Genomic DNA, 13,200 nt, shown 5'->3' on the forward strand with positions numbered 1-13,200 from the left:
GTATATTTTATGCTGGAAAGATATTAATTTACTGCCAAATGAAGAGTTGTTATTGTCAGGCGGTTACAGGTAGGCTTTGTCTGTTGGCAGGAACACTGCTGTTGCTATGGTCGTGCGGCAGCCATGAAAAGCAGCAGCAACAGGTGTTTCGCTATAATCAAACGGAAGGCATCTCCAGCCTGGACCCGGCATTTGCTAAAAGCCAGGCTGTGATATGGGCGGTGCGGCAGGTGTACAATACCCTCGTGGAGCCGGATACCAACCTGGAGATCAAACCCTCGCTGGCCCGCAGCTGGCGTATTTCAGAGGATCACCGCACCTATACTTTCGACCTGCGCACGGATGTATATTTCCACGACAGCGACGTATTCCCCGGCGGCAAGGGCCGCCGCCTCACCGCGCAGGATGTGGTGTACAGCCTCAAAAGGATCATGGACCCCGCCACAGCTTCTCCAGGCGCCTGGATATTCAACGGCAAAATCAGCTCCGACACAGGTTTCAAGGCGCTCAACGATTCTACCTTCTCCCTCACCTTATATAAACCCTTTCATCCCATCATGGGCATCCTGAGTATGCAGTACTGCTCTGTGGTGCCGCATGAAGCCGTGGAACGCTATGGTAAAGACTTTCGCAATCACCCGGTAGGCACCGGGCCTTTTCAGTTTTTTTTATGGGAAGAAGGACAGGCGCTCGTCCTGCACCGCAACCCGCATTACTTTGAAACGGATAGCAGCGGCCACCGCCTGCCATACCTCGATGCCGTACAGGTCAGCTTCCTCGACAGCAAAGCCACGGAGTTCCTGTTGTTCCGCCAGGGGCAGCTGGATTTCATGAATGATATCGATGCTTCGTTCAAGGATGAAGTGCTCACCCGTCAGGGCCAGCTGAAAAAAGAATGGGAGGGTAAAATGGTGCTGAACAAACATGCCTATCTCAATACAGAATACCTGGGCTTCCTGGTAGATAGCAGCAATCCCTTGCTGCGGGCTTCTCCCATAAAGATCAAAAAGATACGGCAGGCGATCAACTACGGTTTCGACCGTACGAAAATGATGACTTACCTGCGCAACGGTATAGGTACTGCCGCTACGGCAGGTTTTGTGCCGGCTGGATTGCCGTCTTTTGATTCAACTAACGTGAAAGGCTATACGTATAATCCGGCGTTAACCAGGCAGTTATTACAGGAGGCTGGATATCCGCAAGGGCAGGGGCTTGCGCCGGTTAAATTATTGTCGATCCCTATTTATGCCGATTTGGCTAACTATGTGGCTAACCAGTTGCAGGAAACCGGTATCCGTATACAGGTGGAAGTGATCCAGAAAAGTTTGCTGCTGGAGCAAACCGCCAAATCGCAGGCGCTGTTCTTCCGTGGCAGCTGGATCGCCGATTACCCCGATGCCGAAAGCTACCTGGCCATGTTTTACAGTAAAAATCCTGCGCCGCCCAACTATACCCGCTATGCCAACCCGGCCTACGACCGCCTTTATGAGCAGGCATTGGAAGAAAATAACGACAGCATCCGCTACGGCCTTTACCGGCAGATGGATCGCATGATCATCGCCGATGCCGCCGTGGTACCGCTTTTCTACGATGAAGTGATCCGCCTGGTGCAGCCCAATGTAACAGGACTGTTCAACAACGGCATGAACCTGCTGGAACTCAGGCGGGTAAAGAAACATTGATACTTTAACATTTCATTTTACATTAATTCAGGTAATTTGGCCTGACTTACAGGTATTTAGTCTACCTTTGATGTTTAATTGTCAATTTATCATATTTAATAGATGACCGCGATCCTGATATTCTTTTGTGTGCACTGGTTCTTCTCATTGTTCTTTCACACATTCTATCTACACAGGTATGCATCTCACCAGATGTACACCACCAGCAAGTTCTGGGAACGTTTCTTTTATTTCTGCACCTGGTTCTTCCAGGGATCTTCTTACCTGATTCCAAGGGCTTATGGCGTGATGCACCGCATGCACCATGAGTATAGCGATACTGAAAAAGATCCGCATTCACCGCACTTCTTCAAAGACGTATGGACCATGATGGTGCAAACCCGTGTGATCTATAACGGCTTTGTAACACGTAAGAGCAAGGTAGATCCGCAGTTCACCGCAGAGCCATTGCCAGAATGGGATGCGATGGACAAGTTTGGCGATAGCAATATCACCCGCCTTGCCTGGATGGCAGCGTACATTACTTTCTATGTAATTTTTGTACCAGCCGGTATGTGGTATCTCTACCTGCTGCTGCCGATCCATTTCCTGATGGGGCCTGTGCAAGGCGCTATCGTGAACTGGTGCGGTCACAAATATGGCTATAGCAATTTTGATAATGGCGATCATTCCCGCAACACTTCTCCCTGGGGCATCATCCTGATGGGAGAGCTGTTCCAGAACAATCACCACAAGTTCAAAGACAGTCCAAACTTCGCCAAGAAATGGTTTGAGCTGGATCCCAGCTACCAGGTGATGAAACTGATGAACTTCATTGGTATCATCAAGCTGAAACCTGCTATGGTAACGCCCGCGCAGTTAAAGAAAGCAGCGTAATAATCAGTACAATCAATCTGTTCAATAAAAAAAATGTCTCACTGTAATGGTGGGACATTTTTTTTTGTGGTATAGATAGATGGGCATCACCCCACCGAGCGGAATGGCTTGTAGTGCGGGTATTGCGCCAGCGATAGCATTGGTTTGTCGCCGCGGCTATCTCCATAAGCAAATATCGTCTGGTACTCTTCCAGCCGGAACACTTCATGGATACGGCGCACCTTTTCCTCACCATTGCAATTGGCGCCGAGGATGTTACCCGTGATCCTGTTATTTTTTACTTCCAGTACGGTGCTGATGCAGCGAACATGTATGGTACGGCACCAGGGCATCACCCATTGCTGTGCCGATGCGGTGACAATCACCACCTGGTGTCCCAGCCGCTGGTGTTTTCGTATAGCCGTTAATGCGAGTGGGCGCAGCAGGTGTGGCAGCCGTTCCCGGCAGAAAGCCTCACAGCCCTTGCGAAAGACTTCCTCCGGCATCCCGCCGAAAAAATATTGAAGTACCCGCTGCTTCATGTCCTGTGCGGAGATCATTTTCAGTTTGAACAGGACCAGTGCGGGCGACAGCATGATCACACCGGCGAGGAGCGAAGCGCGGCCTCTGTGAAAGCGGACGATCTCCCAGAGTGTATCCCTGTTAGTGATGGTGCCATCGAAGTCGAAAAATGCAATCGTCACAGTTTCAGCTTTTTAAAGATACCTTCCGGAATAAGTTTAATAATAAGCATAATGTATCGCCACTGCCATTTCACATACACGATATTCTTTTTCTTTTGCACAGCCTTGAAAACGGCGCTGGCCACGGCCTCCGGCTGGGCGGTGAGCAGGGGCGGGAGCGTGAGGTGCTGGGTCATACGGGTATTCACGAAGCCGGGCTGCACGCTTATCACGTGTACGCCTGTACGAAAAAGACGGTTACGCAGGCCGCTGAGATAAGCGGTGAAACCGGCTTTGGCGCTTCCATAAATATAGTTACTCTGGCGTCCTCTTTCGCCGGCTACGGAGCTGATGCCCACGATGGCGCCGCTGCCGCGGGCTTCGAAATGCTCCGCCACCACATTCAGAATAGACACGGCGCCGGTATAGTTGGCGTGGAGGATAGCTGCCGCTTCGGACCAGTTATGTTGCGCCTTTTCCTGGTCGCCCAGGTAACCGAACGCACATACCACGATATCCGGCTGCACGGGGAGCGACTGATAAAACGTTTCATGGGTATCGTAGGCAGTAGCGTCAAAGGCGTATGCGCTGGCATTGATGCCGGAACGGATCTGCAGGTCTTGTTGTAAAGGCAGGAGGGAAGCCGCGTTACGGGCAGCCAGTTGTATATCGTATTTATGCGATGCAAAATGCCGGGCAATGGCCACAGCCATGTCCGACCCTGCGCCTAAAAGTAGTATTGTTGGCATGGGATGATCAGGTACGTTGGTGATTCGGTTATGTTATTTCGTCAATGATAATCTTTCCGATTGCATGGAAAGGAAGCGTTTGTTGCCATTGTACTGTTGTACAATGTTCGCGAAATGTTGTGCATTGGGATAGCTCTTCCAGAACACTTCCTGTTTCATGCGGGCATCTTTAGAGAGGTAGAGCCTTCCGCCATATTGCAGTACGATCTCATCCAGTTCATCGAGGAAGGGGAACAGCCCTTTCCGTACAGGGAAATCCAGGGCGAGGGTATAACCTTCCATGGGAAAGGAGATCAGGCTTTCCTGGTTGCCGAATACTTTGAGCACGGCGAGGAATGAGCCCCAGCCTTTATCACTGATCTTCCGGAGAATGGCGATGAGGCCATCTTTCCGGTCCAGCGGCAATACGAACTGGTACTGCACAAACCCGGCTTTGCCATAGCCGCGGTTCCAGTGCAGGATAGCATCCAGCGGGTAGAAGAATGGTTCGTAAGGAACCACATTGCGTATCTCCCTGCGGGTGTTCTTATTATAATATAACCAGTTGAACGCTTTAACGGTAAAGCTGTTGAGTACAAAGGAGGGAAGATTGAACGGTACCGTCAGTTTTCGTTTAGCCGGTAACGTTAAGGGGGCCTGTTGTTGTGACGCATTGAGGTCTTCGGGCTGGGCATGTTCCCCCACGATGAGGATGCTGCGGCCGAAGGCGTCGCCTTTTTTCAGGCAGTCGATCCAGGCCATGGAATAAGTATAATGCTTGTAGGTTTCAAACAGGCGGATCACTTCTTCCAGGTTCCTGGCTTTGATCTGGGTTTGTTTGATATAGGCGGTGGAGATTTTTTTGAGATGGAATTTTACCCGGGTGATGATGCCGGTGAGGCCCATACCGCCGCAGGTGGCCCAGAAGAGGTCGGCATGCTGGTCGGGCGCGCAGCAAACGGTTTCACCATCGCCGGTGATCACATCCATATGAATGATATGATTGGAGAAAGCGCCATCCACATGATGGTTTTTGCCATGCACGTCAGACGCTACTGCGCCGCCAACGGTGATGAACTTGGTACCGGGTGTTACCGGCAGGAACCATCCTTTAGGAACGATGATATCGAGGAGTTGATCCAGCGTAACGCCAGCCTGTACTTCCAGTATGCCGGCATCGGTATCGAAGGCCAGCACCTTGTCGTATTTCAGCATCGAGATGCTATGCTCGCCCAGCGAGGCATCGCCATAGCAGCGGCCATTGCCGCGGGCGATCAGCCCCGAATGCGTGCCTACATAGCTGCGCAGCTGTTCCTCCTGCGTAAAGGCTACTTCTTCACTGGTGATAGCGGGGTAGTTCCCCCAGTTTGCTAACCGTTTTTGCATTATTCAAAAAAACTTTTGTTAGTGGGTAAATAAATCAAAACATAAAAACTCAGGACCCACAGGAGTATGGTTAATTGAATAAAACGGTCTTTATATAGGATCTTGGTGGGAGAACCTGTATTGTTCTCCACGTAGGTTATTTGCAAATATCGTAATAATCCGCCAATTACAAAAAGCGCAGTGTAATAGAGGCGGTAAGTATGGAAACGTTGTTGTGTTTCGGGCGACATGGTATACATCAGGTACGACACGATGATCACGGCGGATACCAATGCCAGCATCACATTCATGAAATCCAGGTTGTAGCCTTTGGAGGCCTTCCGCATTTCCTGACCAGATTGTAATTTGATCAATACATCATCGCGGCGCTTGGCTACCGCCATGAACAGCGCCAGCAGGAACACCATGATCATCAGCCATTCGGAGGTAGCAACATCAGTGGCCACGCCACCGGCTTTCACACGCAATACAAAGCCGCTGGCGAGGATGATCACATCGAGGATGGAAATATTTTTTAACCCGAAAGAATATAAGAGGTTGAGTACAAAATAGATGAGCACCACGAAAGCAAATTTCGGTTTGATGTACACCGATAATCCCAATCCAATGATGATGGCCAGTGCAAAGATGATCAGCGCGGCTGTTTTAGACACGGCGCCGGAAGCCAGCGGGCGCTTGCATTTCACGGGATGCCTGCGATCGGCCTCAATATCCCGGTAGTCGTTAATAATATAGATACTGCTTGCGGTAAGACTGAAAGCTATAAACGCCAATACCAATTCAGCGATCTTGTGGAGGTTAAATATTTCGCCCGCAAAAAAGAGAGGTATAAACAAGAAGGCATTTTTAGCCCAGTGTGTTGGGCGTAACAATTTCAAGTATTTCATGGCGGGATCTCAAAGTTGACGACACAAGATACAATTTATTCGTTTACTTTTGACGCCGTTAGTGTTATGAAACTTTAGCTTTTGCTGAACATCCCAAGTACTGCTATGCCATCTTTATCCCTGTCATCCCGCAAGTGGGCAGTTGCTGAATTCCTTATTATTATAGGCCTGGCCCTGGTTCCCTTGTTTGTAACATTTCCGTACCGTGTCAATATATTTCTTTCCTGGGAAGGCGCTTACCGTTTGTCTTTGGGACAGATGCCTTACAAGGATTTCGGAATGCCCTTGGGCTATGGTTATTGGTTGATACCGGCGCTGTTCTTCAAGCTGTTCGGGCCGCAGCTGGTCACCCTGGTGAAGGCGCAGGTACTGATCAATATCATCGCGGGGCTTTCATTCCGGGCGATTTTGAAAAGCCTGGATATACGTCCTGGTGTGCGATTGTTATCAGTGGTGGTATTTGTGCTGTCTTATTCTTTCTCCAATTTCTGGCCCTGGTATAATCATACTGTGATCGTGTATGAGCTGGTAGCTTTGAGTTTTTTGTTACGCGGATGTTTCAACGAACATGCAGTTACCAGGTACCTGCAACTTTTGTTCGCGGCTTTATTTGTGTTCCTGTCCATCTTCACCAAGCAGGATGGCGGTGGCATGGCCTTGTTGCTTTGCCTGGCATTGCTCACTTATAACAGTTGGGCAAGTCGCCGCTGGAGCGACCTGCCCGTGTTTGTGGCCGGCTTTACGATCATCGCATTATTGGTTATTTTGCCGCTGATGCCTGGTTTCGCTTATTGGTTCAATCATGGGCAGGCGCCGCATAATTCACGACTGGCGATCAATGATTTTACGGATGAGATACTGGGCGGCTCTGCCTGGATCAAAGTTTACGCCTTGCTAATTGCGCTTTGTCTGGCTGCAGGACTGCGGCAGTGGCGTCAATGGTTGCGGGAAAGAAAAGCCGTGTTGCTGGCGATGCTCACGATAGGCATATTGGGAGAGGCGGCGATCTTCCAGGTAACGAGTTATACGCCTCCGGATAATAATATTTTCTTTCACAGTTTTGCTTTTGCGTTCATTGCTACTTATTTGTGCCGTGCATTGCATATAGATATGGATCGCTGGAAGCCTTTGCTGGCAGCATTGGTATGGGTGCTGTTCTGGTGGTCGGGTAGCTGGTGGAAATATGTAGCGCGTATTTTTCCGGCGCAGGAGATAGCCCTTGCCAAGCCTGGCGGAGAGAATGTAGTATCGCGCCGCAACTTTATGTTGCCGACCGATACGACCGATGTTCCGGTGTCACAATGGCAGTTTTCTGATGTGCCGGTGTTCCGGAAAATGTATATGCCGCCTTCTACGGTGGAAGGAATCAGGCGCGTACAGGCGTTACCGTTAGTAAAGGAGAAAGGAGCGCAGCTGAAGGTGTTGAATATGACAGAACTCACGCCCCTGGCGGCTGCGATACCATACGAGCTGGAAACCGGGCCGGATTATCCTTTATGGTATCATTTGGGTGTTGGTATGTTCAACCGGCAGCTTGCTGCATTCACCAGGAAGGTGAGAAGCCATCATTACGACCTGGTCTTATATGAATATGCCCCCACTTTAAACAACTTTTTTCCTTTCGCTTTGCAAAAAGAATTGCAGGAAAACTACCGGAGGATAGATGTATTTCTGGCGCCCCGCCGGCCGACAAATGCCGTGATAGAGGTGTATGTAAAAATGTAAATATTTTGATATTTATTTATTTGTTTATTTTTTCATTTTAAGAAAAAACAGATATATATTGAGACGGATTAGCCCCTGGAGCGCCCGCTTCAATTTTCCATCTCTTCACACGGTGCTCTCTCTTTAAAATACCATCAGTATGACGAAAAACGGCTCCTTTTTGATGGATGTTTTGCGGATTTATACAAATTGATTTTTAATTAGTTGTGTTTATGTTGAAGAAGGAATGCTTTAGATAGAAAAAATGGCATTTGAAAGGCTGTTTTTTATTAACCAGTAAAAATAGTTTTACCGGTTAATTAAATAATGTACCTTCGTAAAAACAAGCCGTATGACCACCGAAAAAACGATAGGATCGCTCCGGCTGGATGGTGGGATACTCTGCCTCGATTTTGTGAATACCATCGATAACCGGAAGAAACCCGCACCCGATTATTTGCATCATTTTAAGGATGTCCTGCAATGGTATGCCCATGTAAAAGTGCTGCCCGCAAAAACGATTCACACCCTTGAACGGCTCGCCAAAGAATACCCGCAAAAGGCCGCCATCGTTTTTGAAAAAAGTATCCGGTTGCGGGAATTGATGTACCAGATCTTCCTGCCATTATCCCATCATAAATCACCAGCCCCTGTCGATCTCCTCAGCTTCAATACCTATGTTGCCGATGCTTACGCGAATGCCGAATTGGCATGGTCGGCCGCAGATAAGCAGGCGTCACTCACCTTCAACGCACCGGCATTAGAGCAGGTGAATTGGTGGTTGACCAGGTCGGCGGTGGACTTACTCAGCAGCGAAAAAACAGGGCAGGTGAGGGAATGCCCCGCCTGCGGCTGGCTGTTTCTCGACAAAAGCCGCAATGGCTCCCGCCGCTGGTGCAGCATGAGCACCTGCGGTGATATCAATAAAGTACAAAGGTTTCAACAGCGAAATAAAAAGAAGACAAGCCATGAACGAAAATCAGCAAACCAATAGCATCAGCGGAAATACGATCCTTTATCTGTTGGCGGTATATATCATCTGGGGCTCTACTTACCTGGGCATGAAGATCGTGACGAAGTCGGTGCCGCCATTTTTTATTTCGGCCATGCGCTTCCTGGTGGCCGGCTTGCTGCTGCTGATCGTCGCCCGTTTGAAGGAGCGGGAGCCTGTTACACGCCAGCAGTTGCTCTCGGCCTGTTTTGTAGGTATCTTATTAATAGGCGTGGGCAATACCACGGTGGCCGTCGCGGTGCATTACATGCCTTCCGGCCTGGTAGCCTTGCTGGTGGCGGCTATGCCGGCATGGTTCATGGGGCTCGACTGGGCCTTCTTCAGTCGCAAGCGCCCTTCGGCGCTAACGCTCCTGGGTATCGGGGTCGGATTTCTCGGCCTGTTTATTTTATTTAATCCTTTCCGGCACAACGACGTAGGCACGTTTCCGTTATGGCCTATTGCCGTAGTGGTATCGGGCAATATCTGCTGGGCGGTGGGCTCTTTATTTGTGCAGCGCTTGCCGATGCCCACGCAAGTGAGCAGTACGGCCATACAGATGCTGGCCGGCGGCCTGTTCTCGCTGCTCGTCAGTTTTATACTGGAGCCCGGCGCATGGCGTACGCCTGCCTTGATGCCCACAGAAGGATGGGTGGCTTACATTTACCTGATCCTCTTTGGCTCCCTGATCGGTTATACCTCTTATAGCTGGCTGACACGTAATGCGCCGCCAAGGCTTACCTCCACCTATGCCTATATCAATCCGATCGTGGCCATGTTCCTCGGCTGGGCCATCGGCCATGAAAGCGTGACGGCCATGGTGGGAATTGCCTCCGGTATCGTAATTTCAGGCGTAGTATTAATGACACTCGGTAAAAAATAAAGTATGATCAGATGGGGAATCATTGGCTGCGGGGATGTGACGGAAGTAAAGAGCGGGCCTGCTTTTAACGAGGCGCCCAACAGCAAGCTGGTAGCAGTGATGCGCAGAAATGGCGCGCTGGCAGAAGATTATGCACGCCGTCATGGCGTGCCGCACTGGTATGATCAGGCCGATGCTTTGCTGGATCATCCGGGAATCAATGCCATATATATTGCCACGCCGCCTGATAGTCACGAGACCTATGCGCTGGCCGCTATCCGCCGCGGGCTGCCCGTATACATAGAGAAGCCGGTGGCATTGAATGCACTGAGCGCCAATCGTATAGCCGATGCCGTTAGTAATTCAGCAGTAAAGGCCGTAGTGGCGCATTACCGGCGCCGGCTGCCTGCTTTCCTGTTTGTGAAACAGCTATTGGCAGAGGGGCGTATCGGCCGTGTTAACAGCGTAAGCCTCCGTCTCTTCAAATCATCTCCCCAACAAAATAATGGCTGGCGGCTCAATCCTGCCATCTCCGGAGGCGGCTATTTTCATGACCTGGCGCCGCATCAGCTGGATATCCTGCTGGATTATTTCGGCCCGCCACTGGCGGCCGATGGTTTGCCCGGCGGCGCTGATCTTCGTATACCCGCCACCGTTAGCGGCCAGGCGAGGTTTGAGGGAGATATCCTTTTCACGGGTGAGTGGAACTTCAGTGCGCAACACCCGGATGAGCAGGATGAGTGCCTCATCAGCGGGAGTGAGGGCAGTATCCGCTTTCATTTCTTCCGGCATTTCGACAAGGTAACTTTACACCGCGGTGAGCGTGCGGAGTACTTCTCTTTTGAAAACCCGATACATATCCAGGCGCCAATGATTGCCGCCACCGTGAAATATTTTCTGGGCGAGGGCCCGAATCCATGCGCTGTAAGCGAGGCGCTGAGCGGCTTGCAGCTGATGGAACGTTTCACCGCTTATTGATCCCGCCGCGCTTTTGTTTGCTTAAACCCTTCATTTTCCGTATATTGCGTTTTTACAGTTTACGCAGGAATAGCCCTATCCATCTTCCGGATAACCCTGATGAACCTTCGCCGCTATAGCAGCATCATCATTATCAGTCTACCAGGTTCCGCTCTTTTGGGTGCATTTTTTGTTTTGTTGGAGCTATCCCACATGAGAAAGTAATTTGATAATAGATATATAAACTGACTATGCGAAAGACCATTATTGTATCGAACAGGCTACCGGTAAAGATTGCAGAAAAAGACGGTGAATTTACGCTGCAAGCCAGCGAAGGCGGACTGGCAACCGGTTTGGGATCTATTTACAGAGAAGGTAACAACATCTGGATCGGCTGGCCAGGACAAGAGATCAGCGATCCGAAACAGCAGGAAAAAGTGATCAAAGACCTGCGTAAAATGAACCTGGTGCCCGTGTTCCTCACACAGGAAGAGATCAACAACTATTATGAAGGTTTTTCCAATGAAACACTGTGGCCGGTTTTCCACTATATGTCCGTTTATGCCCGCTATGATCAGGGCTATTGGGATGCGTATTACCAGGTCAATAAAAAATTCACGGATATTATTTTGCAGCATGCCGCTCCCGGAGATGTGATCTGGGTACATGACTACCAGCTCTTACTGGTACCTGGAATGATACGCAACGAAATGCCGGAGGTGTCTGTTGGCTTCTTCCAACATATCCCGTTCCCGTCTTATGAATTGTTCCGGCTCATACCCTGGAGGGCAGAACTGCTGGAAGGCATGCTGGGCGCAGATCTCATGGGCTTCCATACTTTCGATGATACCCGCCATTTCCTCAATGCGGTGAGCCGTATCCTGCCGGTGAACACTTCTGCCAACGTGGTTAATTATAATGATCGCGCCACAGTAGTGGAAACATTTCCAATGGGCATCGACGACAAAAAATTCTCCGAGCTTGGTCATAGCAAAGCTGTACTGGAACAAATACAAAGCCTGAAGGAGAATTTTAGGGAAGAGAGAATGGTGCTGTCGATCGACCGACTCGATTATAGCAAAGGCATTCTGCAACGCTTACAGGCATTTGAACTTTTACTGCAACTGTATCCCGAATACCTGGGCAAAGTAGTATTGTATATGATCGTGGTGCCTTCGCGTGATACCGTGCCGCAGTACAAAGAGCTGCGCGACGAGATCGACAAGCAGGTGGGGAATATCAATGCGCGCTTCCGCACACTGAGCTGGCATCCCGTACAATATTTTTATCGCTCCTTTCCGGTGGAAGTATTATCAGCGCTATACAATTTCGCAGATATTTGCCTGGTCACGCCGATGCGCGACGGCATGAACCTTGTGAGCAAAGAATATGTAGCGAGCCGCAATAATGATGATGGAGTACTGATCCTCAGCGAGATGGCCGGCGCATCGAAAGAACTGATTGATGCCATCATCGTGAACCCGAATAACATCGGCGCTATGACGCATGCCATCACCGATGCGCTGAACATGCCGTTGGCAGAGCAACAACGCCGCATGCGGCAGATGCGCCAGATGGTGTCTAAATTCAATATCCATCACTGGGTAAAGCTCTTCATGACACGCCTGCAGGAAGTGAATACGATGCAACAGAATATGCTGGCGCGCAGAGTGAGCCCTGAAACGGCCGTCCAGATACGGCAGCAATACCGTGAGGCCAAGCGCCGTATCATCTTCCTCGATTACGATGGCACCCTGGTAGGTTTTCAAACCAACATCGATATGGCATCTCCTGATCCTGATCTGTACCAGCTGCTGCGGGAGCTTGCCGCCGTTCCCGGCAACGATGTGGTAATGATCAGCGGCCGGAAACACCAGACCCTCGGCGAATGGTTCGGTCATATGCCTTTGGACCTCATCGCAGAACACGGCGCGTGGCAAAAAACGAGAGAAGGGGAGTGGTACCAGTTGCCTGGTCTCAACGATCATTGGAAAGAAGAGCTGTTACCCATATTGGAAGTGACCACCGACCGCACACCCGGATCATTCATTGAAGAGAAAAGTTTTTCGCTGGTATGGCATTACCGTAAAGTGGAATCCGGTCTTGGTGAGCTGCGGGCCAATGAACTCATGGGCACCCTCCGCTACTACACACAGGAAAAGGGTTTGCAGGTATTACCCGGTGATAAGGTCATTGAAGTAAAGAACATCGAGATCAACAAAGGCAAGGCGGCTCTCAGCTGGCTGCATCACAAAAAATATGATTTCATCATGGCTCTTGGCGACGACGTGACGGATGAAGATATTTTCAAAGTGCTGCCGTCCAAAGCCATCACTATCAAGGTCGGCAGCCAGGTATCTGCGGCGCAGTACTATCTGAGAAGCCATCACGAAGTAAGGCACTTGTTGCGGACACTGAAGAAATAGTGGAGATTTTCGGATTTATTGATTTACGGATTTCTTGAT

11 protein-coding genes are annotated in these 13,200 nt (G+C 50.0%); 7 read left to right on the forward strand and 4 right to left on the reverse strand.

What is annotated here, in order from left to right; translation table 11 throughout:
* Window positions 1-38 precede the first annotated feature (38 nt).
* Window positions 39-1,682: an ABC transporter substrate-binding protein gene (locus FPG75_RS10930; protein WP_143306822.1), complete on the forward strand. Its 1,644-nt coding sequence runs from the start codon at window positions 39-41 to the stop codon at window positions 1,680-1,682.
* A 102-nt stretch (window positions 1,683-1,784) separates the two neighbouring features.
* Complete coding sequence (locus FPG75_RS10935; protein WP_143306824.1) at window positions 1,785-2,558, forward strand: acyl-CoA desaturase; 774 nt, start codon at window positions 1,785-1,787, stop codon at window positions 2,556-2,558.
* Window positions 2,559-2,644: 86 nt separating this feature from the next.
* On the opposite strand, the gene FPG75_RS10940 is transcribed toward FPG75_RS10935, so the two are convergent.
* The 4 genes from FPG75_RS10940 to FPG75_RS10955 are packed head-to-tail and all read right to left on the reverse strand — an operon-like array spanning window position 2,645 to window position 6,221.
* Window positions 2,645-3,241 carry an HAD-IB family hydrolase gene (locus FPG75_RS10940; protein WP_143306826.1) on the reverse strand — a complete coding sequence of 199 codons (597 nt, stop codon included), beginning with the start codon at window positions 3,239-3,241 and terminating at the stop codon, window positions 2,645-2,647.
* Complete coding sequence (locus FPG75_RS10945; RefSeq protein WP_143306828.1) at window positions 3,238-3,969, reverse strand: SDR family oxidoreductase; 732 nt, start codon at window positions 3,967-3,969, stop codon at window positions 3,238-3,240. The genes FPG75_RS10940 and FPG75_RS10945 overlap by 4 nt, the downstream gene beginning before the upstream one ends.
* A 33-nt stretch (window positions 3,970-4,002) precedes the next feature.
* A complete protein-coding gene (locus FPG75_RS10950) occupies window positions 4,003-5,334 on the reverse strand; it encodes an FAD-binding oxidoreductase (RefSeq protein ID WP_143306830.1) in 1,332 nt (443 codons plus the stop codon).
* Window positions 5,334-6,221, reverse strand: coding sequence for a decaprenyl-phosphate phosphoribosyltransferase (locus tag FPG75_RS10955; RefSeq protein ID WP_143306832.1), 888 nt, complete (start codon window positions 6,219-6,221; stop codon window positions 5,334-5,336). The genes FPG75_RS10950 and FPG75_RS10955 overlap by 1 nt, the downstream gene beginning before the upstream one ends.
* A gap of 105 nt (window positions 6,222-6,326) precedes the next feature.
* On the opposite strand from FPG75_RS10955, the gene FPG75_RS10960 reads away from it, so the two are divergent.
* The 5 genes from FPG75_RS10960 (at window position 6,327) to FPG75_RS10980 (ending at window position 13,161) form a co-directional block, all read left to right on the forward strand.
* Window positions 6,327-7,946 (forward strand): hypothetical protein, encoded by a 1,620-nt coding sequence (locus tag FPG75_RS10960; RefSeq protein ID WP_143306834.1) that lies wholly within the window; start codon window positions 6,327-6,329, stop codon window positions 7,944-7,946.
* A 331-nt stretch (window positions 7,947-8,277) separates the two neighbouring features.
* Window positions 8,278-8,919 (forward strand): CGNR zinc finger domain-containing protein, encoded by a 642-nt coding sequence (locus FPG75_RS10965; protein WP_143306836.1) that lies wholly within the window; start codon window positions 8,278-8,280, stop codon window positions 8,917-8,919.
* Complete coding sequence (locus FPG75_RS10970; RefSeq protein ID WP_143306838.1) at window positions 8,894-9,799, forward strand: EamA family transporter; 906 nt, start codon at window positions 8,894-8,896, stop codon at window positions 9,797-9,799. The genes FPG75_RS10965 and FPG75_RS10970 overlap by 26 nt, the downstream gene beginning before the upstream one ends.
* A gap of 3 nt (window positions 9,800-9,802) precedes the next feature.
* Window positions 9,803-10,756: a Gfo/Idh/MocA family protein gene (locus FPG75_RS10975; protein WP_143306839.1), complete on the forward strand. Its 954-nt coding sequence runs from the start codon at window positions 9,803-9,805 to the stop codon at window positions 10,754-10,756.
* Between the two features lie 230 nt (window positions 10,757-10,986).
* Window positions 10,987-13,161, forward strand: a complete 2,175-nt coding sequence (locus tag FPG75_RS10980) for a bifunctional alpha,alpha-trehalose-phosphate synthase (UDP-forming)/trehalose-phosphatase (protein ID WP_143306841.1) — start codon at window positions 10,987-10,989, stop codon at window positions 13,159-13,161.
* Window positions 13,162-13,200 lie beyond the last annotated feature (39 nt).

The sequence above is a fragment of the Chitinophaga vietnamensis genome (assembly GCF_902167635.1).
Classification (GTDB): Bacteria; Bacteroidota; Bacteroidia; order Chitinophagales; family Chitinophagaceae; genus Chitinophaga; species Chitinophaga vietnamensis.

Coding starts and splice junctions, on each gene's coding strand:
- FPG75_RS10970 (WP_143306838.1), top strand. CDS start 8,894: ATGAACGAAAATCAGCAAACCAATAGCATCAGCGGAAATACGATCCTT.
- FPG75_RS10955 (WP_143306832.1), bottom strand. CDS start 6,221: ATGAAATACTTGAAATTGTTACGCCCAACACACTGGGCTAAAAATGCC.
- FPG75_RS10950 (WP_143306830.1), bottom strand. CDS start 5,334: ATGCAAAAACGGTTAGCAAACTGGGGGAACTACCCCGCTATCACCAGT.
- FPG75_RS10975 (WP_143306839.1), top strand. CDS start 9,803: ATGATCAGATGGGGAATCATTGGCTGCGGGGATGTGACGGAAGTAAAG.
- FPG75_RS10935 (WP_143306824.1), top strand. CDS start 1,785: ATGACCGCGATCCTGATATTCTTTTGTGTGCACTGGTTCTTCTCATTG.
- FPG75_RS10980 (WP_143306841.1), top strand. CDS start 10,987: ATGCGAAAGACCATTATTGTATCGAACAGGCTACCGGTAAAGATTGCA.
- FPG75_RS10965 (WP_143306836.1), top strand. CDS start 8,278: ATGACCACCGAAAAAACGATAGGATCGCTCCGGCTGGATGGTGGGATA.
- FPG75_RS10930 (WP_143306822.1), top strand. CDS start 39: ATGAAGAGTTGTTATTGTCAGGCGGTTACAGGTAGGCTTTGTCTGTTG.
- FPG75_RS10945 (WP_143306828.1), bottom strand. CDS start 3,969: ATGCCAACAATACTACTTTTAGGCGCAGGGTCGGACATGGCTGTGGCC.
- FPG75_RS10960 (WP_143306834.1), top strand. CDS start 6,327: ATGCCATCTTTATCCCTGTCATCCCGCAAGTGGGCAGTTGCTGAATTC.